This is a genomic window from Stenotrophomonas sp. WZN-1 (genome assembly GCF_002192255.1).
Lineage (GTDB): Bacteria > Pseudomonadota > Gammaproteobacteria > Xanthomonadales > Xanthomonadaceae > Stenotrophomonas.
Map to the genome: position 1 here is coordinate 4,457,501 of NZ_CP021768.1, position 21,069 is coordinate 4,478,569.

The 21,069-nt window shown below is 68.6% G+C and carries 19 protein-coding genes (1 of these 19 running past the window's edge); 8 read left to right on the forward strand and 11 right to left on the reverse strand.

Annotated features, from left to right (window positions below):
* The 6 genes from CCR98_RS20740 to egtB all read right to left on the reverse strand — a co-directional run.
* Window positions 1-285, reverse strand: partial view of a DUF2628 domain-containing protein gene (locus CCR98_RS20740; RefSeq protein ID WP_087924072.1) — the 5' portion only. The gene continues 249 nt to the left of window position 1, outside the view; only the first 285 of its 534 coding nucleotides appear in the window; its start codon is at window positions 283-285; its stop codon lies beyond the left edge, outside the window.
* Between the two features lie 71 nt (window positions 286-356).
* The gene (locus CCR98_RS20745) at window positions 357-1,127 is read right to left on the reverse strand and encodes a GYF domain-containing protein (RefSeq protein WP_087924073.1); all 771 of its coding nucleotides are present in this window, start codon (window positions 1,125-1,127) and stop codon (window positions 357-359) included.
* A gap of 26 nt (window positions 1,128-1,153) precedes the next feature.
* Window positions 1,154-2,044 (reverse strand): D-hexose-6-phosphate mutarotase, encoded by an 891-nt coding sequence (locus CCR98_RS20750; protein WP_087924074.1) that lies wholly within the window; start codon window positions 2,042-2,044, stop codon window positions 1,154-1,156.
* 61 nt (window positions 2,045-2,105) lie between these two features.
* Window positions 2,106-3,353, reverse strand: a complete 1,248-nt coding sequence (locus CCR98_RS20755; protein ID WP_087924075.1) for a lytic murein transglycosylase — start codon at window positions 3,351-3,353, stop codon at window positions 2,106-2,108.
* An 84-nt stretch (window positions 3,354-3,437) separates the two neighbouring features.
* Window positions 3,438-4,412 carry an L-histidine N(alpha)-methyltransferase gene (gene egtD / locus CCR98_RS20760; protein WP_087924076.1) on the reverse strand — a complete coding sequence of 325 codons (975 nt, stop codon included), beginning with the start codon at window positions 4,410-4,412 and terminating at the stop codon, window positions 3,438-3,440.
* Window positions 4,409-5,680: an ergothioneine biosynthesis protein EgtB gene (gene egtB, locus CCR98_RS20765; RefSeq protein ID WP_087924077.1), complete on the reverse strand. Its 1,272-nt coding sequence runs from the start codon at window positions 5,678-5,680 to the stop codon at window positions 4,409-4,411. Before egtB ends, egtD begins: the two co-directional genes overlap by 4 nt.
* A gap of 151 nt (window positions 5,681-5,831) precedes the next feature.
* Between egtB and CCR98_RS20770 the strand changes: the two genes are divergently transcribed.
* A complete protein-coding gene (locus tag CCR98_RS20770) occupies window positions 5,832-7,112 on the forward strand; it encodes a GGDEF domain-containing protein (protein WP_087924078.1) in 1,281 nt (426 codons plus the stop codon).
* Window positions 7,113-7,115: 3 nt separating this feature from the next.
* Here the strand turns inward: CCR98_RS20770 and CCR98_RS20775 are convergent, their stop codons facing one another.
* Entirely contained in the window at window positions 7,116-7,508 is a 393-nt protein-coding gene (locus tag CCR98_RS20775; RefSeq protein ID WP_087924255.1) for a YchJ family protein, read from the reverse strand.
* Between the two features lie 93 nt (window positions 7,509-7,601).
* Here CCR98_RS20775 and CCR98_RS20780 point away from each other — a divergent pair, with 93 nt between their 5' ends.
* Window positions 7,602-8,390, forward strand: coding sequence for a TSUP family transporter (locus CCR98_RS20780; protein ID WP_006477938.1), 789 nt, complete (start codon window positions 7,602-7,604; stop codon window positions 8,388-8,390).
* Window positions 8,391-8,496: 106 nt separating this feature from the next.
* Here the strand turns inward: CCR98_RS20780 and CCR98_RS20785 are convergent, their stop codons facing one another.
* From CCR98_RS20785 to folE, 4 genes are all read right to left on the reverse strand, one after another.
* Window positions 8,497-11,877, reverse strand: coding sequence for an SbcC/MukB-like Walker B domain-containing protein (locus CCR98_RS20785; protein WP_087924079.1), 3,381 nt, complete (start codon window positions 11,875-11,877; stop codon window positions 8,497-8,499).
* A 16-nt stretch (window positions 11,878-11,893) separates the two neighbouring features.
* Complete coding sequence (locus CCR98_RS20790; RefSeq protein WP_087924080.1) at window positions 11,894-12,595, reverse strand: DUF4194 domain-containing protein; 702 nt, start codon at window positions 12,593-12,595, stop codon at window positions 11,894-11,896.
* Window positions 12,582-14,051, reverse strand: coding sequence for a DUF3375 domain-containing protein (locus CCR98_RS20795; RefSeq protein ID WP_087924081.1), 1,470 nt, complete (start codon window positions 14,049-14,051; stop codon window positions 12,582-12,584). The genes CCR98_RS20790 and CCR98_RS20795 overlap by 14 nt, the downstream gene beginning before the upstream one ends.
* Window positions 14,052-14,163: 112 nt before the next feature.
* Entirely contained in the window at window positions 14,164-14,775 is a 612-nt protein-coding gene (folE, locus tag CCR98_RS20800; protein ID WP_004141296.1) for a GTP cyclohydrolase I FolE, read from the reverse strand.
* Window positions 14,776-15,392: 617 nt separating this feature from the next.
* Here folE and CCR98_RS20805 point away from each other — a divergent pair.
* The 6 genes from CCR98_RS20805 (at window position 15,393) to CCR98_RS20830 (ending at window position 21,069) form a co-directional block, all read left to right on the forward strand.
* A complete protein-coding gene (locus CCR98_RS20805; protein WP_087924082.1) occupies window positions 15,393-15,848 on the forward strand; it encodes a MarR family transcriptional regulator in 456 nt (151 codons plus the stop codon).
* Window positions 15,849-15,955: 107 nt separating this feature from the next.
* Window positions 15,956-16,165, forward strand: coding sequence for a DUF1656 domain-containing protein (locus tag CCR98_RS20810; protein ID WP_010487502.1), 210 nt, complete (start codon window positions 15,956-15,958; stop codon window positions 16,163-16,165).
* The gene (locus CCR98_RS20815) at window positions 16,162-17,079 is read left to right on the forward strand and encodes an HlyD family secretion protein (protein WP_198361045.1); all 918 of its coding nucleotides are present in this window, start codon (window positions 16,162-16,164) and stop codon (window positions 17,077-17,079) included. The genes CCR98_RS20810 and CCR98_RS20815 overlap by 4 nt, the downstream gene beginning before the upstream one ends.
* Window positions 17,076-18,536, forward strand: coding sequence for an efflux transporter outer membrane subunit (locus CCR98_RS20820; RefSeq protein ID WP_087924084.1), 1,461 nt, complete (start codon window positions 17,076-17,078; stop codon window positions 18,534-18,536). Before CCR98_RS20815 ends, CCR98_RS20820 begins: the two co-directional genes overlap by 4 nt.
* A 3-nt stretch (window positions 18,537-18,539) precedes the next feature.
* Window positions 18,540-20,579, forward strand: coding sequence for an FUSC family protein (locus CCR98_RS20825; RefSeq protein ID WP_087924085.1), 2,040 nt, complete (start codon window positions 18,540-18,542; stop codon window positions 20,577-20,579).
* 94 nt (window positions 20,580-20,673) lie between these two features.
* The gene (locus CCR98_RS20830) at window positions 20,674-21,069 is read left to right on the forward strand and encodes a hypothetical protein (protein WP_087924086.1); all 396 of its coding nucleotides are present in this window, start codon (window positions 20,674-20,676) and stop codon (window positions 21,067-21,069) included.

Here is a 21,069-nt window from a genome sequence, read left to right on the forward strand (position 1 = left end):
GGTCAGCAGCGCGATGCCGAACAGGACCAGTTCGAAGAGGATGGCCGCCAGGTACATCTTCCGGTGCAGCAGCCAGTACGTCGGCACCAGGAAGGCGGGCCAGTGCCACGGCCGCGGCGGCTTCGGCACCGGGCTGTCCAGGCGCCAGCGCTGGCGGTAAAGCGCCGCGTGGGGGCCCACGAGGAGGTTCAGGTAGTCCGCGTCGGACGAAGCAGGCGCGTCGTCCACCTCTGCGGCGGGCGCGAGATAGGGATTGTCATCCGCCGGGGTTTCCAGATGAGCCATGTCGGCGACTCCTTGCCTGTTATGAACCTGCGATAGCGGCAGCTGCGGGCGAATCTGGAGCGGCCCCTGCCTCAGCCTGCCATCGCCTGCCCCACCAGCATCACCGCAACGACGGCGATGGCCACCACCGCCGCTGCCAGTGCATTGGTGTCACCCCGCCTGGCCAGCTCGCTGTGCAGATGCGCCTCATCGTCACCCGCCAATGCACGGGCACGGGCGATCTCGCGCTGGCAATGCGCCAGGTACCAGCGATTGGCATACACTGCGGCGGTGATGTTGATCACAAGGGTGATGATCATCGAAGCGCCTTCCGGCACCCCCAGCAACGCCTCGGCGATGCTGAAGAACACCAGCATGCCGGCCCAGATCGCCGCCAGCCGGTACATCCTGCGGTACACCATCCAGATCACGCCGATCAGGAACGCCGGCCAGTGCCAGGTACCGTTGCCCTCGGCAACACCCTGGTCGAGCCGCCAGCGCTGACGATAGATCGGGAAGTTGCCGCCGACAACGGCGGCGTACAAGGCGATGTCGCCTTCCAGCTGCGGCGCGGCCGCTGCCACCGGCGAAGCAGCCGGCGCACGATAGGGGTCGGACGGATCAGCGGTCGGTGCGTCACCGCCGCTGACGGCCTGCACCGGTTCAACCAGCGGCGGGGTCGGATCCATCGGCGTCACCGAAGGATCCAGCTCGGCCAGCGGCCGCCACGATGCCATTCCTTCCCGCCACATCAGTGTGCGGGCGGTTACGGTGCCGTCCTGCTGCAGGCGGCGCAGCCCGGCCAGGTCCACCGGCCCTTCGCTCTGCTTGCTGTTGGCGTACCACCACTGTGCGTCCTGCATGCCATCCATTCCTGTCGATCCCATCGCTACTCTGAACATCCCGCCACGGCCTGCAGCGGTTCACTGGTCAGCACCTGCACCAGCTGGTGGCGCGCGCCGGGCGCAAGGGTAATCTGCTCTGGCCCGGCATTGGCCACTTCCAGGCACACGTAGTCGTGCCAACCGTCGCCGACATCGGCCATCTTCGCCGCCGCCTCCGCGCCCGGATTCCACGCCACCAGGGTCTGGCTGCCTTCGCTGCGGATCTCGATCCGCCGCTGCAGGACGGGATCGCGCAGCACGTAGTGGCCGCCGGCACCGGTATAGATGCGGTCGCTTCGACCCGGATCGCGCGGGTCACGCAGCGACCAGGGCCCCTGCTGCTCGCGCAGCTGCGTGTAATCGTCGTACTTGTCCAGATAGTGCAGGCCATCGAGGCCATCGACCTCGACACGACGGGCATCGCCGACCCGGAAGTAGCTGTGCAGGGCCTGGGTGAAGGTCACCGGAGTCGGGCCGGTGTTCTCGGTGGTCAACTGCTGGCGCAGCTGGCGACCGATGCGCAGCTGCATCTGCAGGCGCAGGCCACATTCGGCAATCGACAGGGGCGCCAGCTGCAGCTCCAGCTCACCATCATCGTCCCGGCGGGCCTGCAGCAGCTCCCAGCGCGCGGTACGCACCAGGCCGTGTGCCGGCACGTCATCACGCTGGCCCTGGCGACCGAACCAAGGCCAGCACACCGGAACCCCGCCCCGGATTGGCGTGGGCAGCCCGGCCCGTTTCGGCGACAGCCACAGCAGGTCCGGCTGCCCTTCCGGAATGAATGACAACAGCTGTCCACCGAACACACTGATGACCGCGGTGGCGCTGGGGGCGCGTACCTGCCAGGCCTCGAGCCCGTGGTACAGGCCGGTGCTGATGTGCGGGTTCGACTGCATGCGATGACGCTCCTTGATGACCGCGGCGATGATGTCGCGGCCAGCCTGCGATCGGCAAGGTCTAGCGGGAGGCAGGCGCCCCTGCTGCTGCCTCCTGCTGCAATGCGCGCAGGATGCGCTGGCCGGCGCGCCCATCCGCATTGGCCCACCCCAGGCGCTGCTGCTCGGCCTGGATCGCGCGACGGGTGGCGGTGCCGATCATGCCGTCGGCGCTGCCGATGTCGTGGCCTCGGGCCAGCAGCAGGGTCTGCAGCTGGCGGCGTTCATCGCGGCCGATGCCGGGATCATCGGTCGGCCAGGCGGTGGCCAGGCCGGTGCCGCCACGCAGCTGGTCGGCCAGGGTGGCAATGGCCAGTGCATAGCTTTCGGCAGCGTTGTAGCTGTAGATCGCGTCGTAGTTGCGGAACACCAGCAGTGCCGGGCCCTTGATGCCGGCCGGCAGCAGCAGGGCCGCGCGCGCGTCGGCCGGCAGGTTGGCCGGGGCCAGCACGCTGCCATCGAGCGCGGTCACGCCCTGCGCTCGCCAATCGGCAAGGGCTCGACGCTGGGTGCGACCCGCCTGGCTGGCGTTGAAGCCGGCGGGAACACGGACCTCCATGCCCCACGGTTCGCCACTGCGCCAACCGGCACGCTTCAGATAGTTGGCGGTGGAGGCCAACGCGTCAGGAATGCTGCCGACCAGATCGCGACGACCATCGCCATCACCATCGACTGCGATACGTGCGTAAGTGCTGGGCATGAACTGCGTATGCCCGAAGGCGCCGGCCCAGGAACCGGTGAGCCCCTGGGCCTGCAGGTCACCGCGGTCGATCAGCTTGAGCAGCGCCAGCAGTTCGCCGCGGAAGAACGCCTGGCGGCGGCCGGCACAGGACAGCGTGGCCAGCGACTGCAGCAGCGGGCGCTTGCCGAAGACGCGGCCATAGTCGCTCTCCACCCCCCAGACCGCGACGATGGTGGCCGGATCGACGCCGTACTGTGCAGAGACGCGATCGAGCAGATCGCGATGTTGCTGCAGCAGGGTGCGGCCATCATCGACGCGCTGGCGGTCGACCAGCGCGGCCAGGTAATCCCAGATCGGCGTGGTGAATTCCGGTTGTGCGTCCAGCAGCCCGAGCACGCTCGGGTCCGGCGTGAGTCCGGCGGTGATTCCGTTGAATCGATCAGCGCTGATGCCCTGGGTCGCGACGGTGGCCTGCAGCCCCGCCAGGCAGCGGTTGAATGCCGGATCGATAGTGGCGGCGGGGGTCGCAGGCAGCGTCGGTGTCGACGCGAGGGCGGCCGCCAGGCCGAGCGTGGTCAGAATGGGCATGGCGTCCTCCGTGTTGCCGTTGCACGGCCATCTTAGGGGCAGCGCTGCGGCCGAACCTGAAGGGGCACCGGCTGGCCGCCCACCCTAGGCAGCGCGCAGCAGGCGCAGGCCATAGGCGGGGCTTTCGGCATCCCAGCGCTGCGCGACCTGCAGGCCCGCCTGCTGCAACAGCGCGTCGAAGCTGTCATCGGTGTACTTGTGGCTGTACTCGACGCGGATGGGCTCACCGGCAGCAAAGTGGAAGGTGTGGCCATCCAGGTGGACGTCCTGCGCCCACTGGCTGACCAGGTCGGTTTCGATGCGCAGCCGCGCGGTGCTGTAACGGGCGCGGTGGCGGAATCCGTCGAGATCGAAATCGCTGCCGATCTCGCGATTGAGGCGGGCCAGCAGGTTGAGGGTGAATGCTGCGGTGACACCCTGCGCATCGTTGTAGGCCGCCTCGATCAGCGACGGGTCCTTGTGCAGGTCGATGCCGACCAGGGCCAGGCCGTCGCGGCCCATGGTCTGGCGCATCGCCCGCAGCAGCGCGACGGCATCCTCGTCGGCGAAATTGCCCAGTGTGGAACCGGGGAAGAACAGCAGGCGACGGGCCGGCGCGCGCTCGGGCGTGGGCACGGCGACGGCGCGGGTGAAGTCGGCGCAGACCGGCAGCATCTCGACCTCGGGCAGCGCGGGTGCCAGATGGTCGATGCTGGACAGCAGTGCGGCTCGCGAGATCTCGATCGGCGTATAGGCCACCGGATCCTGCAGTGCGGCCAGCAGCAGCGCGGTCTTGCGGCCACTACCGCTGCCCAGCTCCACTACATGCAGGCGCGGGCCGACCACGCGCGCGATATCGGGCAGCACCCGGGCCAGCAGCGCCAGCTCGGTGCGCGTGGGGTAGTACTCGCAGGTCTGGGTGATCTGTTCGAACAGACGCGAGCCGCGGGCATCGTAGAAGTACTTGGAGGGCAGCTGCCGCGATGCGCGTGACAGGCCGGCCACCGCATCGGCCAGGATCTGCTGGCGGCTGGGGGTCAGGTCGGTCAGCGCCTGCAGCGCGTCATGCACCGTGCTCATGTGAGGTCCCTGGCCAGGCGCAGCCCGGAGAACTGCCAGCGCGCCGGCGGCATGAAGAAATTGCGGTAGCTGGCGCGCACGTGGTCGCGGGGCGTGGCACAGCTGCCGCCGCGCAGCACCCACTGGCCACACATGAACTTGCCGTTGTATTCGCCGAGGCTGCCGTCAAAAGGGCGGAAGCCCGGGTAGGCGCCATAGGCGCTGGCGGTCCATTCCCAGACATCACCGAAAAGCTGCCGCAGCCCACTGCCCTGCCCGGCCTGCGGGTGCAGGTGATCGTCATCGGCAAAGTGGCCGCGCAGGGGTTGCGACGCGGCGGCCGCTTCCCACTCGAACTCGCTGGGCAGGCGCGCACCGGCCCAGCGGGCGCAGGCATCGGCCTCGTAGTAGCTGAGATGGCAGACCGGCGCATGCGGATCCAGCTCACGCCAACCCCCCAGGGTGTACTCGCGCTGCAGGGCATCATCCCAGTACAGGGGGTGCTGCCAGCCTTCGGCTTCACGCAGCGCCCAGCCTTCGCTGAGCCACCAGCGCGGTTCGCGGTACCCCCCTGCCTCAATGAAGGTGCGGTACTCGGCATTGCTGACGGGGCGTTCGGCCAGCGCATGCGCAGACAGAAGCATACGGTGCGGCGGCGATTCGTTGTCGTAGGCGAAGGCGGCGTGCCTTGGCCATGCCGCGGCACCGACGGTGACGATTCTTTCGGGCGATTCGATCCAGCCCTGCGTCGTCGCCGTGCTGGCGACGGGCCGCAGGTCCTCGCGATACGGTGGCTGCAGTGGATTGCACCAGAACGCATGCTTGATGTCGGTCAGCAACAGTTCCTGGTGCTGTTGTTCATGCTGCAGTCCCAGCTGCAGGTGGTGAAGCGCCTGCTCATCAAGGTCACCCGCCGCCAGCCGTGACTGCACCTGCATGTCGACCTGCTGCCGGTAGTCGAGCACCTGCTGCAGCGAGGGCCGTGACAGCAGCCCGCGCTGCGGCCGCGCATGCGCCGGGCCGATGCTCTTGTAGTAACTGTTGAACAGGTAGTCCCAGGCCGGGTCATGCGCCGGCGTGGTGCTGAAGCCGGCCAGCACGAAGCGTTCGAAGAACCAGGTGGTATGGGCCAGGTGCCATTTGCTGGGACTGGCGTCGGCCATGCTCTGCAGCATGGCGTCCTCGGCACTGAGCGGCGCGGCCAGCTGCAGGCTTCGCGCCCGCACCTGTGCAAAGCGGCGGGCGAGATCGCGCTGCGGGGCAGCGACGGCGGCGGGTACGCTGTCCATGCGGGCAGCATCGACGCAGGACGGTGAGTGCGACGTCATGGCACCGCACCACCACGTTCACATGACAGCGGGCGCGCGCATTCAAGAAGCGCGTGGGGACGCCGCTAACGGCAATGTTGCGGCCGCATCGTCACCGCACTGGACTTACTGCGTGCCCCTGCATCCGCTCCGCCAGCCTGCGCATTACCTGTTCGTGCTGCCCGCCGTGCTGGTCGTCGGGGTGCTGTGGATGGCGCTGGGCACCGAGGATGTGGCCAGCCCCGGCCAGCGCATCCTGCCCTGGCTGCTGGCCTGCCTCGGCGCGGGCCTGGCGCTGCTTTACCACCAGATGCGCACGCTGTGCCTGCTGCTGGTGGTGGCAGTGGTGTTCGCCCTGCTGCATCGGGACGTCGGTGGCTACCTGCACAGTGGCCATGTCGACGCCCTGACCCCACTGCGCTTCCACGCGATCTCGGCGTGGGTGCCACTGCTGTTCGCCGGACTGGCGCTGTGGCCGGAACGCGGACGCCGACGCCAGGACCTGCTGCTGCGCAGCGTGGTCTGCGGCGCGGCGCTGGTGGTCTTCCTGCTGCTGGCGGCACAGCAGCCGCAGGGCATGCACGATCTGCTGTCGAACCGTCACTGGGGCTGGATTCCCGCCGACTGGAACGCGCTGGCGCAGCTGCCGGCGCTGCTGTTCCTGCTGGCAACCGCAGCATTGGGCTGGCAGGCGTGGCGGCATCCGCGGCCACTGCACACGGCGATGCTGCTGGCCCTGCTGTGCCTGTGGTGGATGCTGCCGCGGATCTTCCTGCAGCCGGTGCTGCTGCCAGCGCTGAGCAGTGCTGCTCTGCTGTTGATGCTGGGCGCGATGCTGCAGGAGTCCTTCCACATGGCCTTCCGCGATGAGTTGACCGGCCTGCCGGGGCGACGTGCATTCAACGAGACCCTGCAGCGGGCACGTGGTACCTACAGCGTCGCGATGGTGGACGTGGACCACTTCAAGTCATTCAACGACACCCACGGCCACGACACCGGCGACGATGTGCTGCGCCTGGTGGCGTCGCGGCTGGCGCGGGTGGGCGACGGTGGCCGCGCGTTCCGCTATGGCGGCGAAGAGTTCGCGGTGGTGTTCCTGGACCGCCCGGCGGCGGCCTGTGTCGATGCCGTGGAAGTATTGCGGCAGAGCATCGAGGACACCCGCATGCAGCTGCGTGACCGCAGCACCCGCAGCCGTGACGACGACGCCGGCCGCCAGCAGCGCGGACGCGGCGGCAGCGGCCAGGTGGTGCAGGTGACGGTGAGCATCGGGCTGGCCGACAGCCGCGAGGATCCGCGGCCGATGGCCGTGGTCAAGGCCGCCGACCAGGCCCTGTATGTGGCCAAGGATGGGGGCCGCAACCAGGTTCGCGCGCACGGCGGCCAGCGCGTGCTGGCTGCGCGAAGCGCGTAGGGCTCAGACCGCGTCGAGGTAGTACCAGCGGCCGTCGATGCGTTGGAAGCGGCTGTGCTCGGTCATCTTCACCGCGCTGCCGCCGCCGATGCGGTAGCGCGCGGTGAAGCGGACTTCGGCGTTGCCGGTGCCGGTGACGGTGTGCTCGTGCACGGTCAGGCCCAGCCAATGCGTGCGCTGGCCGGGTGCTTCATCCAATGACAGCTCGGCCGGACGCGTATCCGGGTGCCAGGTCTGGCGCAGGTAGTCGGCCAGGCCCCGCACATACGCGCTGTAGCGCGAACGCATCAGATGCTCGGCATCGGGTGCGGCTTCACCGGCGTGGAAACGGCCGCAGCAGGCGGCGTAGTCGGCAGGCAGGCCACAGGGACAGGGATCGGCGGGTTTTCGGCTCATGCCGGCATTGTCGCCGGGTTGCACGGATTGATCCACGCGCGGCACAGGTCAGTTGCAGCAGGACAGGCGTATGCTGTCGCGCCCCCACCTTGAATGATCGCCGTGCTGGAACTGGTTCCCCCTGAGTTGTGGTGGCTGGTGGTGATCGCCTTCATCGCCGGTCTTGTGGATGCTGCCGTGGGTGGCGGTGGCCTGGTGCAGCTGCCCGGCCTGTTCACGGTGCTGCCGCAGCAGACGCCGGCGATGCTGTTTGGTACCAACAAGTTCAGTTCGATGTTCGGCACCGGTGCGGCTGCCTGGCGCTATGCGCGCAACGTGCGCTTCCCGTGGAAGCCGGTGCTGTTCGCGGCCGGCACCGCCTTCATCTTCTCCTTCGCCGGGGCCACCGCGGTGAGCCTGCTGCCCAAGGACGCGGTGCGACCACTGGTGCTGGTGCTGCTGATCGCGATGCTGGCCTACACGTTGTGGAAGAAGGACTTCGGCGCGCTGCACCGGCCGCAGGAGATCGGCCGCCGCGAACTGGTGATCGCGCTGGCGATCGGTGCGGCAATCGGCTTCTACGACGGCTTCTTCGGGCCGGGCACCGGCAGCTTCCTGATCTTCCTGTTCGTGCGCTTCTTCGGCCTGGATTTCCTGCGTGCGTCGGCCGCGTCGAAGGTGGTGAACCTGGCGACCAATGTGGCGGCGATCTCGTTCTTCGTGCCGACCGGCAACATCCTGTGGCTGTTCGCGCTGCCGATGGCGGCGGCCAACATCATCGGTTCGGTGGTGGGCACGCGCCTGGCGCTGAAGGGCGGTACGCCGTTCATCCGCAAGCTGTTCGTGGGACTGGTGGTGGTGCTGATCGCGCGGATGGCGTGGGATACGTTCCGCGGCGCGTGAACGAGCGTCATGACCTGGTTGGTGCCAACCTTGGTTGGCACACGGTTTCCGATCGCGAAGAGCAGCCGAGCATGGCTCGGCTCTACAGGTCGCTGGACCGAGGCGATCAGGCCTCCGCTTCTTCCGGTTCGTTGGCCTGCTGGCGGCTGCGCTCGGGCAGCTTCAGGCGCTTGCCTTCTTCGTCGTACTCGATCAGCAACACGCCGGAGTCGTGGCGGCCGCTGATTTCGACGAAGCAGGCACCGCCGATGAACGGTTCCAGCGTCATCACCGACTTCAGCGGGGTGGCGACCACCATCTGGAAGCCGAAGTTGTCGAAGATGTTCATCGCCAGTGCGGTGAACTCGTTGTCGGCCTTGTCGAAGGCTTCGTCGAGCACGACGGCGGCGTAGCTGGGCAGCTGGCTGTCGGCACCGCCGAGCTGGTAGCGCAGCGCTGCAGCCAGGCAGGTGGTGGCCAGCTTCTGGCGCTGGCCGCCGGACTTGCCGGCGCCGCTGCGGTAGATCTCGACCTGCTGGCGCGTTTCCGCATCCAGCTCGACGCCGATGAACTCCACATGCATGCGCACGTCCAGCACCAGCTCGCGCCAGCGCTTGTCCTCGCCTTCCTGCGAACCCAGGCGGTTGACCAGCTGGCGCAGCACGGTGAACTGCGATTCGGCCAACTCGCGCTGCTCGGTCTGCTGCTGCGACAGCACCTCGCGCAGCTGCAGGTGGAACTCACCGACTTCCGGCAGGCGGCGGTCGCTCAGTTCGATGGTCAGCAGCGTGCCACGGTTGAACGGCACCTGCTCCAGGCTGGCGTTCACTTCGTCCAGGCGCTGGCCGATCGACTTGCGAGCCTCTGCACTGTGGCGCTGCAGGGCCAGCAGGTTGTTCTTGCTCTGGTTCTGCAGCAGGTCGAAGAAGCGCTCTTCGTGCTGCGGCAGGCCGTCGCGCTCCAGGCGTTCGAGGCGGGCGAGGAAGTCCTCGGCCGAGGCCACCGAGACGGTGAAGTCGCCCGATTCCTCCGGCCACTGCTGGATGAAGCGACGGAAGCAGCCGATCAGCTGGTTCTCGATGCGGTTGAGGTCCTGCTGCGAGGACGACAGCTGCTCGTTCAGCGCGTTGCTGACCTGGCGCATGTGCGCTTCGAGCGTTTCCAGGCTGAGCGGGCCCTGCTCCTGCAGGCGCTCGGCCAGCCCGGCTTCCTGCTCCTGGGCCAGGCTCGGCAGCACCAGCGCACGGCTCTGCTGGCGGGCGCGGTCGAGGCGATCACGTTCCTTGACCAGCTGGCCACGCTCGACGCGGACGTCTTCATAGGTGCGGCGGGATTGTTCGATGTCGGCGCGCACGGCGTCGATCTGCTTGGCCAGCTTGGCGAGGTCGGCGTTGCCTTCGCGCAGGTCGCGCAGGGTGGCCTCGATATCGCTCAGGCGCTGCTGCGGGGCAGCGATGTCGATCTCGTTCCAGCTGATGCTGACCAGCTCGTGGCAGGCCAGGCGGCGTTCGTTGTCGCGGTCACGCTGGCCGCGCAGGCGCGCGATGTCGGTCTCGCAGCTGGCGATGCGCTTGGCCAGTTCCTGTGCTTCGCGCTCGAAGGCGCCCACCTTGTCGTGGTTGTTGAAGCCGAGGATCCAGCGGCGACGGTCGCCCACCGCACTGCGGTCATCCTTCTCGAAACGGTCACCGGGATGCTTGACCTGACCCTCGCGGGTGATGCCGCGGTCGACGTTGCGCAGCTGCTTGGCATCCACGCATTCGTAGTCGAAGCGCTTGCCCAGCTCGCGCCGCAGCCAGCTTTCGAACACGTGCTCGCGCAGCTCCAGCTTGTGCAGCAGCGACTTGGCCGACGGCTCGCGCGCGAACGCGTCATCGTTGCGGCGCACGCGGTAGTAGGTGAAGCGCATGCCCAGGTGAGTGCGATTCACCCACTCGGCGACGTCGTTGTAGTGCTTGTCATCGACCAGCAGCGACAGCGCGAAGCCACCCAGCACGCGTTCGATGGCGCCCTGCCAGCCCTGCTCTTCCGAGCGGACCTGGATCAGTTCGCCAACGAAGGGCAGTGCCGCTTCGGCGATGCCGGTTTCCTCGGCCAGGCGCGCGCGCAGCTTCTGCATCGGCGCCGGGATGTTGGACGGTGTACGCTGCATCGCTTCGAGTTCGGCACGGACCTCGCCGAAACGGCGCTCGTCATCGCGCTTGCCACCGAGGCGATCACTGATCGCATCGTCCAGTGCCGAGGAGGCACGCTGGCGGTCCTGCAGCTCGTTCTGTGCGCGCTCGACCAGTTCGGCGAAGCCATGGGCGTCGTCCGGCAGTTCGGCCCCCAGCTGCTGCGCCGCCTGGCGTGCCTGCTCGCGCTTGGCCTTGCGACGGTCGCGCTCGGCTTCGGCGCGGCCCTGCTCGCGTTCCAGTTCCTCGATTCGTTCACCGCCCTGCTGGCGGCGCTGCAGTTCAAGTTCGGCCAGGCGCTCGGTGTGGTTGTCGAGCGCGGCGCGGCGCTGGGCTTCTTCGCCCAGCAGGCCACGGTCACGCACGTCCATCTCGCGCAGGCGCGCCTCGATCAGCGCCTGGCGGCGGCTTTCGCGGAAGCTGTCGACGCCGAGCTTCAGTGCTTCGTCGTCGCCGCGCTGGCGGTGCATTTCCTTCAGGTCGTTGTAGTAGGCGCGTGCCGGCAGCAGGGTTTCCACCTGGCGACGGGCGGTGACCACGGCCTGGTGCGCGCCGTCGAGTTCGGCGAAGTCGCTGACCAGGCGCTCGGCGGCGTCGAAGGTCTTCGGCGTGTCGAGCATGAAGTCGCGCAGGAAGACGTTGAGGTCGCCCAGGTTCTTCGCCGACTGCGTCTTGTGCAGCAGGCGCAGCGCCATTTCGTTGTCGATGCCGAGCAGGTCGCGGAAGCGCTCGGCGTAGCCGGAGAAGGTGTCGAAGTGGTGCAGGTCGGACAGCTTCTGCTTGAGCTTGCGCAGGTCCAGGTCGAAGCCGCCGAGGTCCTTGGCGATGTCGAACGGGCGCTCGGCAATCATGTAGTGCTTGCGCACGTCGCCGGCCGAGGTGCCATTGCCGGAGATCCACAGCAGGCGCACCAGGCTGACCACGCGGCCATCGCCGGCACGGTACTCCAGCACCAGTGCGGTCCAGGTCGCGCCCTTGCGCAGGTACTGGGTGGCGATTTCGCCGGTGCCGCTGTCCTGCTGGTCGGCCCACGCGCCACGCACGTAGGACACCAGGTTGCGGTCGCGGCCACTGCGCTCGGCTTCACGCGCGGCGGCGTTGAAGTCGACGATGGCCGGCGGCGTCAACAGCGCGGACATGGCATCGAGCAGGGTCGACTTGCCCGAGCCGGAACGACCGACGAACAGGAAGCCGCGCTCGGCGATCGGCACTTCGGTCAGGCCGTTGAAGGTGCCCCAGTTGTGCACCTGCAGGCGGCGCATGCGGAACTGCTGCAGGCGCGGGTCCGGCAGGCCTTCGTTGAACAGGGCGGGAGTGTGCTTGGAGATAGCCATGCGATGGTCGGGTCTCTCAGGCCTCGGCGGCCGGGGTTTCGCGCAGCTGGCGGTAGACCGCCGAAAGCTGGGACACGTCTTCGGCGGAGAACAGCAGCTTGAGCGCCGGCGAGACTTCGTGGCGGTCTTCCTGGCCGCTGAGGCGGGTCAGGATGTGGTTGTCCTTCATCTTCTGCACCGCCGAAGCGACGCGGCGGTTGAAGCCGGCGCGGTCGGTGGACAGGTTCTTCTCGTAGATGGCCAGCGCTTCGGCCATCTCGGCGTCGGCGACCACCGCGCGGTTGCCGCGCGCATCGGCCTCGGCCAGCTGCTGGCGCAGGTACAGCAGCAGCACCGAGTCGATGAAGGTCAGCGGCGAGGTGCGCAGCAGCACCGGCGCGTCGACGTCTTCGGTGTCGGCCTGGCGGGTGAAGGCCACGCCGCTGTCACGGTCCAGCACCAGTTCCAGGAACAGGTCGGCCAGCGCCGAACGGATGGCGGCTTCGCTGCGGATCAGTGCCGGCCACAGCTTGGCGTGGCGCAGCTGGTCGATGCTGGGGCCGATCAGCAGCTGGCACAGCGCGCGGCGCGCATCCAGCGGCAGGCGCCCGGTATCGCCGAGGTAGTACACGTCGTTGCCACGGCGGGGCTGCGCCACGGCCGCCACCGGTTCGGCTTCGTAGGCGTCTTCCGCCACGTCGGCCTGCGGTGCGTCGATGGGATCTTCATGCCAGCTCATGGCGTCTCTCCTGGGTGAACCAAACCAGCGGGATGCGGGCCCGACGGACCTGGCCGTCGCCACCACGCCATTGCGCAAGCTCCTGCTCGCCGGCGACCACGTTGCCGAAGCGCGTGCCCAGCGACAGGTAGCCGATGACGCTGCCAAGGCCCTGCGGCGCCTCGCGCTGCGACAGGGCCTGGGCGATGCTGAGCCGCGGCTGTGCATCGAGCAGGTCGTGCAGGTCGCGGCGCAGGGTGCGGAAGTCGATTTCGGACGAAGCGACCAGGTCGCCGACGCTCTCCAGGCTGATCGCGGCCGCGTCGTTGTACTCGACGTTGCCATCGACCTGGGCACTGCGTGGATCGTGCAGCTTCCACTGCGACCACGAGCGCAGGCGACTGGTGGTCAGCTGCAGGTCACGGCCGATGCCGCGTTGTGCGGGGAACTCGTCGCGCAGCGCCAGCGCTTCGGACTGCGCCTGCTTCAGCAGCTGGTTGAGGCGGCGCTGTTCCAGGTAGCCACGGCTCTGCACGAAGCCGCGCAGGCTGCGCGCGAAGTTCTGCAGCACGTCGTGCACCTGGCCACCGCGCTCGAGCATGGTGCTGGTGAAGCCGCGCAGGAAATTACGCTCGTTGCGGTCCAGGCGGCGGGCGAAGCCACGCGCCAGCACCGCTTCCAGCGCGGCATCGAGCTGGGCGCTCTGTTCGGCGTCGTTGAGCAGGCGCCAGAAGGCCTGGAAACTGCGGCCGGCATCGCTCTCGCCGATCACGTCCACGCCTTCGAACAGCTGCGACAGCACGTCGCCACGCTCGCCCTCATCGTCGATGATGCGTTCGCGGAAATCGCGGTTGAGCTGCTCGAAGTCGTCGCGCACGCGGCGGAAGTCCTCGGTGAGCTCGTCGGCCAGGCCGATGATCTGGCGCGCACGTTCCAGCGCGCGCTTGCCATCCAGCGCGATCACACGGCCGGCACCGACGCGGGCGATCTCGGCGTCGATGCGGTCGCGCTCGTCGCGCAGCGCCGACAGGCGCGCGTCCGGATCGGACTCGGTCTGCGCGGCCAGCTGCGAGAGCTGTTCGATGACCAGCGCCAGGCGGCTTTCAGTGGCAGCCACGCGAGCCTGCTCAAGGCCATCGGCGAAGCGGATGGCCTGCAGCGCCGCGGTCGACAGCTCGTACTGCTCCTGGTCGGCGCCCTCGGGCAGGCGGCGTTCCAGCCAGCCCTGGGCCAGCCAGTGCGCGATGTAGGCCTGCGCGGTACGCGGCAGGTCGCGCGACAGTTCGTCGCCGTTGAGCTGGTCCAGCGCGCGTTGCAGGCGCTCGTTGAGCACCGACGAGGGCAGCGTGCGCTCGCCGTCCATCAGCAGCCCCTGCAGCAGGCCGATGATTTCCGGAGCGTGGTCGGCGGCGAGCAGCTTCCACTGGGGCTGTTCGCGCAGATGGCGGTAACGGGAGATGCGTTCGCGATGCTTCATGCAGCGAAAGAGGTCTGTTGGGCTGACAAGGACGAGCCGCCACGCACGGCTGCCGCGTGGGCAGCCGTGGGCATGCCGGCCCGCAGCGGCCAGCGGGGTGCGGGCAGGCGGCTCAGCGCTTGCCGCCCACTTCGATGAAGCGCAGGAACTCGGCGCGGGTACGCGCGTCGTCGCGGAAGCTGCCCAGCATCTTCGAGGTGACCATGCTGACGCCGCGCTTGTGGATGCCGCGGGTGGTCATGCATTCGTGGGCGCCTTCGACGACCACGCCGACACCGATCGGCTGCAGCACATCCTGGATGCACTGGGCGATCTGCGCGGTCATCTTCTCCTGCACCTGGAAACGGCGGGCGTAGGCTTCGACGACGCGGGCCAGCTTGCTGATGCCCACCACCTTGCCGGCCGGCAGGTAGCCGACGTGCACGCGGCCGATGATCGGCGCCATGTGATGTTCGCAGTGGCTTTCGTACTCGATGTCGCGCAGGACGATCAGTTCGTCATAGCCGGCCACTTCCTCGAAGGTCCGCTCCATGTAGGCGCGCGGGTCGTCGCGGTAACCGCTGAACCAGTCGCCATAGGCTTCGGCGACACGGCGGGGGGTATCCAGCAGGCCTTCACGGGACGGGTCCTCACCGGCCCAGCGCAGCAGGGTGCGCACGGCATCCTCGGCCTGGTCCTGGGTCACGTCGCCCTGCGGGGCGGCCTTTTCGTTGTTCTTGCTCATTGCGTACAGCGTCCCGAACGGGGGGCGAGCATCGTACCCGACCGGGGGGGGGGTCGTCCTGTTGGGACGGTTCATCGGGGGTTCTTCCGGCGCGTACTTGCTATCGGTCTGGAGTGGGAGAGGGGGCTGCGCAGGACACGCCGTAAACCCGTCCATGGGGGCTCGATGGCGCCATCCATGGCGCCAACGGTCCTGCGCAGCCCCCTCTCCCCCTCCCTGACGGTTTCCTGCGGGCGCGGCCGGACCAGCCGAAAGCGGGGTCAAAAGCTGGGGTTCATGGCTTCGGAAACGGCTCGCGCCACTGCCCTGGTGGGTGCGGACCGTTGTCCGCACTGCTTCTGCTTCTGCCTTTCTTCTGCTTCTGCCTTTAAAGAGCCAACCCACCGCGCCCGCGGGATGTGGGGTGGGGTGGCGGAGGGCCGGACGGGGCAGGGCCGTGAGGCGCATGGATGCGCCGATCGAGCTTACATGGACGTACTTGCAGCGTGCCCTGCCCCGTCCGGCCCTCCGCCACCCCAGCCGATAGCCAGCAGGCGCAACGCTTTCCTCACTACACCCCACCCATTCATAAAAACCCATTGATAGGAATGAAATTAGTAGTATCCTATCTATCTCTTATGGACCGACCCCTCGACGAGCGCACCGTGCTGCAGATGCAGCTCAGCTCCGGCCTGCTGTACGCAGGGCGGCAGTGGCAGCGCCTGGCCGACAGCCGGCTCGGCAGCTACGGCATCTCCACCGCCTGCACCATGCCCCTGCTGATGATCGGCCGCTCCGGCGGTGGCATCCGCCAGGTTGCGCTGGCCCAGCAGCTGGGCATGGAGGGGCCTTCCCTGGTGCGCCTGCTCGACAAGCTGTGCGCCAGCGGCCTGGTCCGCCGCGAGAGCGATGCCAGCGACCGCCGCGCCAACCTGCTGTGGCTGACCGACGCGGGCCATGCGCTGGTCAGCGAGCTGGAAGACCAGTTGATCGGCCTGCGCCAGGACGTGTTCGGCGAGCTTTCCATGGATGAACTGCATGCCGTGCTGAAGGCATGGCGCCTGCTGGCCGAGGCCGCCGACCGCATCACGTAAGAGCGCTGCCCCCGAATACCGCCGCTGCCGTGCACACGCCAGCGGCTTTTACCCGTTGCCGTTGTTCTGTTGCCCCTCCCCTCCCCACTTCGCCCCCGCCCCTACCGATGCCCGGTGAATTCAGTCTCCACGGAGTGTTCGTCCCGACCCTGCTCGGGTTGATGCTGCTGGCCTATCTGGTCAACAGCGGTCTGCACGCGCTGCTGCAGCGTGCCGGCGCCTATCGCCATGTATGGCACCCGGCGCTGTTCAACCTGGCCCTGTACGGGATCGTGCTTGGCCTGCTGTTCCACCTCCTGCGTTGGATGCAATCGTGAACAAGATCGTGAAGAAGACCCTGCCGGTGCTGCTCACCAGCGCAGCCGTGATCGTCGCCCTGCTGGTGCTGCGCCAGCTGTGGGTCTATTACATGGATGAGCCGTGGACCCGCGATGCCCATGTCGGCGCCGACGTGGTGCAGGTGGCGCCGGACGTGTCCGGGCTGGTGGAAACGGTGAGCGTGGCCGACAACCAGGCGGTGAAGAAGGGCGACCTGCTGTTCGTGGTCGACCGCGCCCGTTACCGCATCGCGCTGGAGCAGGCCCGCGCCAGCCTGGGCGAGCGCCAGGCATCGGTGGCGCAGCTGCGCCGCGAGATCGGCCGTGACCGCAGCCTGCAGGACCTGGTCGCCGCCGAGGACGCCGAAGTGCGCCGCGCCAAGCTGCAGGCCGCACAGGCTGCGCTGGCCACCGCACAGGCCGCGGTCGACCTGGCCGAGCTCAACCTGGGCCGCACCGAGGTGCGCGCACCGGCCGATGGCCGGGTCAACGACCGCACCATGCGGGTGGGCGACTACGTGGTGGCCGGCAAGCCGGTGCTGGCGCTGCTGGATACCGGCTCGTTCCGCATCGATGGCTACTTCGAGGAAACCCGACTGCGTGGCGTGGCGCCGGGGCAGCGCGTGGACATCCGCCTGATGGGTGAATCGGCCCCGCTGCGCGGCCATGTCGAGAGCATCGCCGCCGGCATCGAGGACCGCTACCGCAGCAACGGCAGCAGCCTGCTGCCGAACGTGACCCCGGCCTTCGACTGGGTGCGGCTGGCGCAGCGCATCCCGGTGCGCATCGCCATCGACGAAGTGCCCAAGGGCGTCGAACTGATCGCCGGCCGCACCGCCACGGTGACCGTGGACACCGGCCGCCACCCGCACAGCGACAAGGCCGGCGCCGCGCCGACACAGGCGGGCCTGTGAACGCCGCCCTGCCCCGTCTCGGCTTGATCGTCGCGCTGGCCAGCCTGGCCGCATGCAGGACCGTTGGCCCGGATTACGCGCTGCCGGAAGGCTCGGCGTTCAAGCGCCCGCAGGCCAATGCGGCCTTCATCGATACCCAGAACCCACAGGTGGCCGCCAACCAGGCGCTGCCCGACCGCTGGTGGTCGCTGTACAACGACCCGGTGCTGGATGGCCTGATCACCCAGGCGCTGCGCGACAACGTTGAACTGAAGGCCGCTGATGCGCACCTTCGCCGTGCCGCAGCGGTGTACGAACAGGCGCTGGACGCTGGCGGCTTCGAGTACGAGGCCGAGGCCGGGGTCAGCCGCGCGCAGCTGTCGGCCGAATCGTTCCTGCAGGAACACGAGCTGCCGGTGATCAACCTGGCCGATGGCAAGTTCGCGGTCAGCTACCAGTTCGACCTGTTCGGCAAGCTCAAGCGCGGCGCCGAAGCGGCGCGTGCCGACGAGCAGTCGGTCGCTGCGGCGCGCGACCTGGCCCAGGTCAGCGTGGTCGCGCAGGTGGCCGACAGCTATCTGGAAATCTGCCACGCCAACCACGAACTGCATGTGGCCGAGCATTCGCTGCAGCTGCAGCAGCGCAGCCGCACGGTCACCGAGCGCCTGATCGCGGCCGGCCGCGGCACGCCGCCGGAACTGGCCCGCGCCAATGCCCAGGTGGCGCTGCTGGAAGCCGCACTGCCGCCGCTGCATGCGCAGCGCTCAGCGGCCGCCTATTCGCTGGCCGCCCTGCTCGGGCAGACCCCGGGCCAGCTGCCGGCCGGCGTGATCGACTGTGCACACGCCCCCAGCCTGGCGCAGCCGCTGCCGGTCGGTGATGGCCGCGCGCTGCTGCAGCGCCGCCCGGACGTGCGCCAGGCCGAGCGCACGCTGGCCTCGGCCACGGCGCGGATTGGTATCGCCACCGCCGAGCTGTACCCCGACATCCGCCTGGGTGCCTCGCTCGGTGCCGCCGGCCTGCTGGAGGACTTCGGCACGCCGATGACCCAGCAGTGGTCGATCGGTCCGCTGATCTCATGGACGCTGCCGTCTTCGGGCACGCATGCACGCATCCACGCCGCCGAGGCGGGTGCCGATGCGGCGCTGGCCGAGTTCGACCACACCGTGCTGCAGGCGCTGCGCGAGACCCAGACCGCGCTGGACCGCTACGCGCAGGACCTGCGCCGGCTGCAGTCGCTGCGCACTGCGCAGGAACAGGCCGCATTGGCCGCCGAGCAGAACCGCCGGCTGTACCAGGGCGGCCGCACGCCGTACCTGTCCAGCCTGGATGCCGACCGCAGCCTGGCCAGCAGCGATGCCACCCTGGCCGCCGCCGAAGCGCAGGTCTCGCGCGACCAGATCCACCTGTTCCTGGTGCTGGGTGGTGGCTGGCAGGCCAGCGCTGCCGCGCCCAACGCCTCGACCGCAGCAAAGTAAGCCATGAACGCCCTGACCGAACGCCAGGCCTGGCTGTTCTCGATCAAGACCTACCTGGCCGCGGTGGCCGCGCTGTACATCGCCATGGCCGGCAACCTGTCGCGCCCGTACTGGGCGATGGGCACGGTGTACATCGTCAGCCAGCCGCTGCTGGGCCCGACCCGGGCCAAGGGCGTGTACCGCATCGTCGGCACACTGGTGGCCGGCCTGGCCACCCTGCTGGTGCTGCCGGCGCTGGTGGAGACGCCGCTGGTGCTGAGCGCGGCAATGTCGATCTGGCTGGCCGGCTGCCTGTTCATGGCCCTGCTCAACCGCGGGCCGCGCGGCTACGCGTTCCTGCTGGCCGGCTACACCACCGCCTTCATCGGCTTCCCGGCGGTGACCTCGCCGGAAACCATCTTCGACACGGTGGTGGCGCGCAGCGAGGAGATCATCCTCGGCACGGTGGTGGCGGTGCTGTTCGCCTCGCTGCTGTTCCCGGCCTCGGTACGCCCGATGCTGCGCGCGCGCATCGGCAACTGGATGGAGGACGCCGCACAGTGGTGCCGGCAGATCCTTGAACGTGGCCGCGCGCATGCGCCACGCAACCGGCTGGCCGCCGACCTGGTGCAGTTCGAGGCGCTGATCGAGTTCCTGCGCCGCGATGATCCGCGCCATGCCGGTTCGGCGGTGTCGATGGAGCGCCTGCGCGAGCGCATGCTGCTGCTGTTGCCGGTGCTGTCGTCGATTGCCGACCGCCTGAGCGCGCTGCGCAGCGGTGGCCAGGCCCTGCCGGAAGGACTGCCGGCACTGGTCGATGACATCCACGACTGGCTGGACGGGCCGACCAACGCCAGCGAATACGCCCGCCTGCGCGCGCGCATCAGCGCACTGAAGCCGCAGGTGGACCGCGACCTGCAGCACCTGCAGCTGGCCAGCCTGCTACTGCGCCTGGAGGAACTGGTGGACCTGTGGCAGGACTGCCGCACCCTGCAGCACGCGATCGACCACGGCACCGCGCCGCTGGACCGCGCGCACTACCGCATCCGCACCGAGCGCGTGGCCGCCGACAAGCACGTCGACTACGGCATGGCCCTGTTCTCTGCGCTCAGTGCCGGCGTGGCCCTGATGAGCTACTGCGTGCTGTGGATCGCGCTGGGTTGGGAAGGTGGTGGCAACGGCGCGATGATGGCTGCGGTGACTGCCGCATTCTTCGCCGCACAGGATGACCCGGCACCGAGCATGGTGTCGTTCCTGGTGTGGGCGATGGTCGCCTCGGTGGTGGCCGGCGTGTACCTGTTCGGCGTGTTCCCGGCGGTGCACGACTTCGGCCTGCTGGCACTGGTGCTGGCGGTGGCGTTCCTGCCGCTGGGGCTGATGCTGCACCACCCCAAGAGCGCGCTGTTCGCACTGCCGCTGACGGTGAACCTGGCCGCGCTGCTGAGCCTGCAGAACACCTACAGCGCCAACATCCAGACCTTCCTCAACTCGTCCATCGCGATGTTCATCGGCATTGGCTTTGCGGTGGTGATGACCCGCCTGTTCCGTTCGGTCGGTGCCGAGTGGACCGCACGCCGGCTGGTGCGGCAGGGCTGGACCACGCTGGCCGAGGCCGCCGAAGGCCGCGGCCAGCAGGACCGCCAGCGCTTCGCCGCACGCATGCTCGACCTGCTGGGCCTGCTCGCACCGCGCCTGGCGGCGACGCCCGAGGGCAGCGACATTGCCTCGGTGGACATGCTCAACGAGGCACGCATCGGCCTGAACATCCTGCAGCTGCGCCGCGCGCGGCTGGAACTGCCCGAGCGCAGCCGCGAGGCGGTCGAGCACATCCTGGAAGAGATCGCCGTGCACTACCGCCGGCAGATCGCCGCGCGCAAGCCGATTGTGGCCGCCGAAGCGCTGCGCGAGCGGCTGGATACCTCGCTGGGCCGGGTCGGCAGCGTGGCCGCCTGCAAGGCCCGCGACGAAGCGTTGATGGGCCTGATCGGCCTGCGCTTCGCGCTGTTCCCGGAGGCCAAGGCATTGGCGCCGGGGTTGGCGGATGCCGACGTGCCGTCCATGTAATGCGATCCGCCGGGCATGGCCCGGCGCTACCATCGTCATCCGGTAGCGCCGGGCCATGCCCGGCGTCCTTACGCCACGGCAACAGGACGGTTCAATGAGTTACGACATAATGGTGTTCGAGGCCAGTGCGGCCCCGCGCGAGGTGGCGGCCTTCATCGCCTGGTTCGAGAAGCAGACGCAGTGGAACGAGCGCCACGAGTACGACGACCCGGCCGTCAGCAGCTCCGCATTGCAGGCGTGGTTCGCGGAGATGGCACAGGAGTTCCCGCCAATGAACGGGCCGCTGAGCAACGACGACGATGATCGTGCCGAGGTGACCGAGTACAGCATCGGTAGTCAGGTGATCTACGGCGCGTTCGCCTATTCGGTGGCCGAGCGCGCGCATGGCCGCGTGCAGGACCTGGCCGAGAAGCACGGCGTGGGCTTCTTCGACGTGAGCGCCGATGAAGCCGCGATCGTGTTCCCCGATGGGCTGGTATTGATCGCGTAG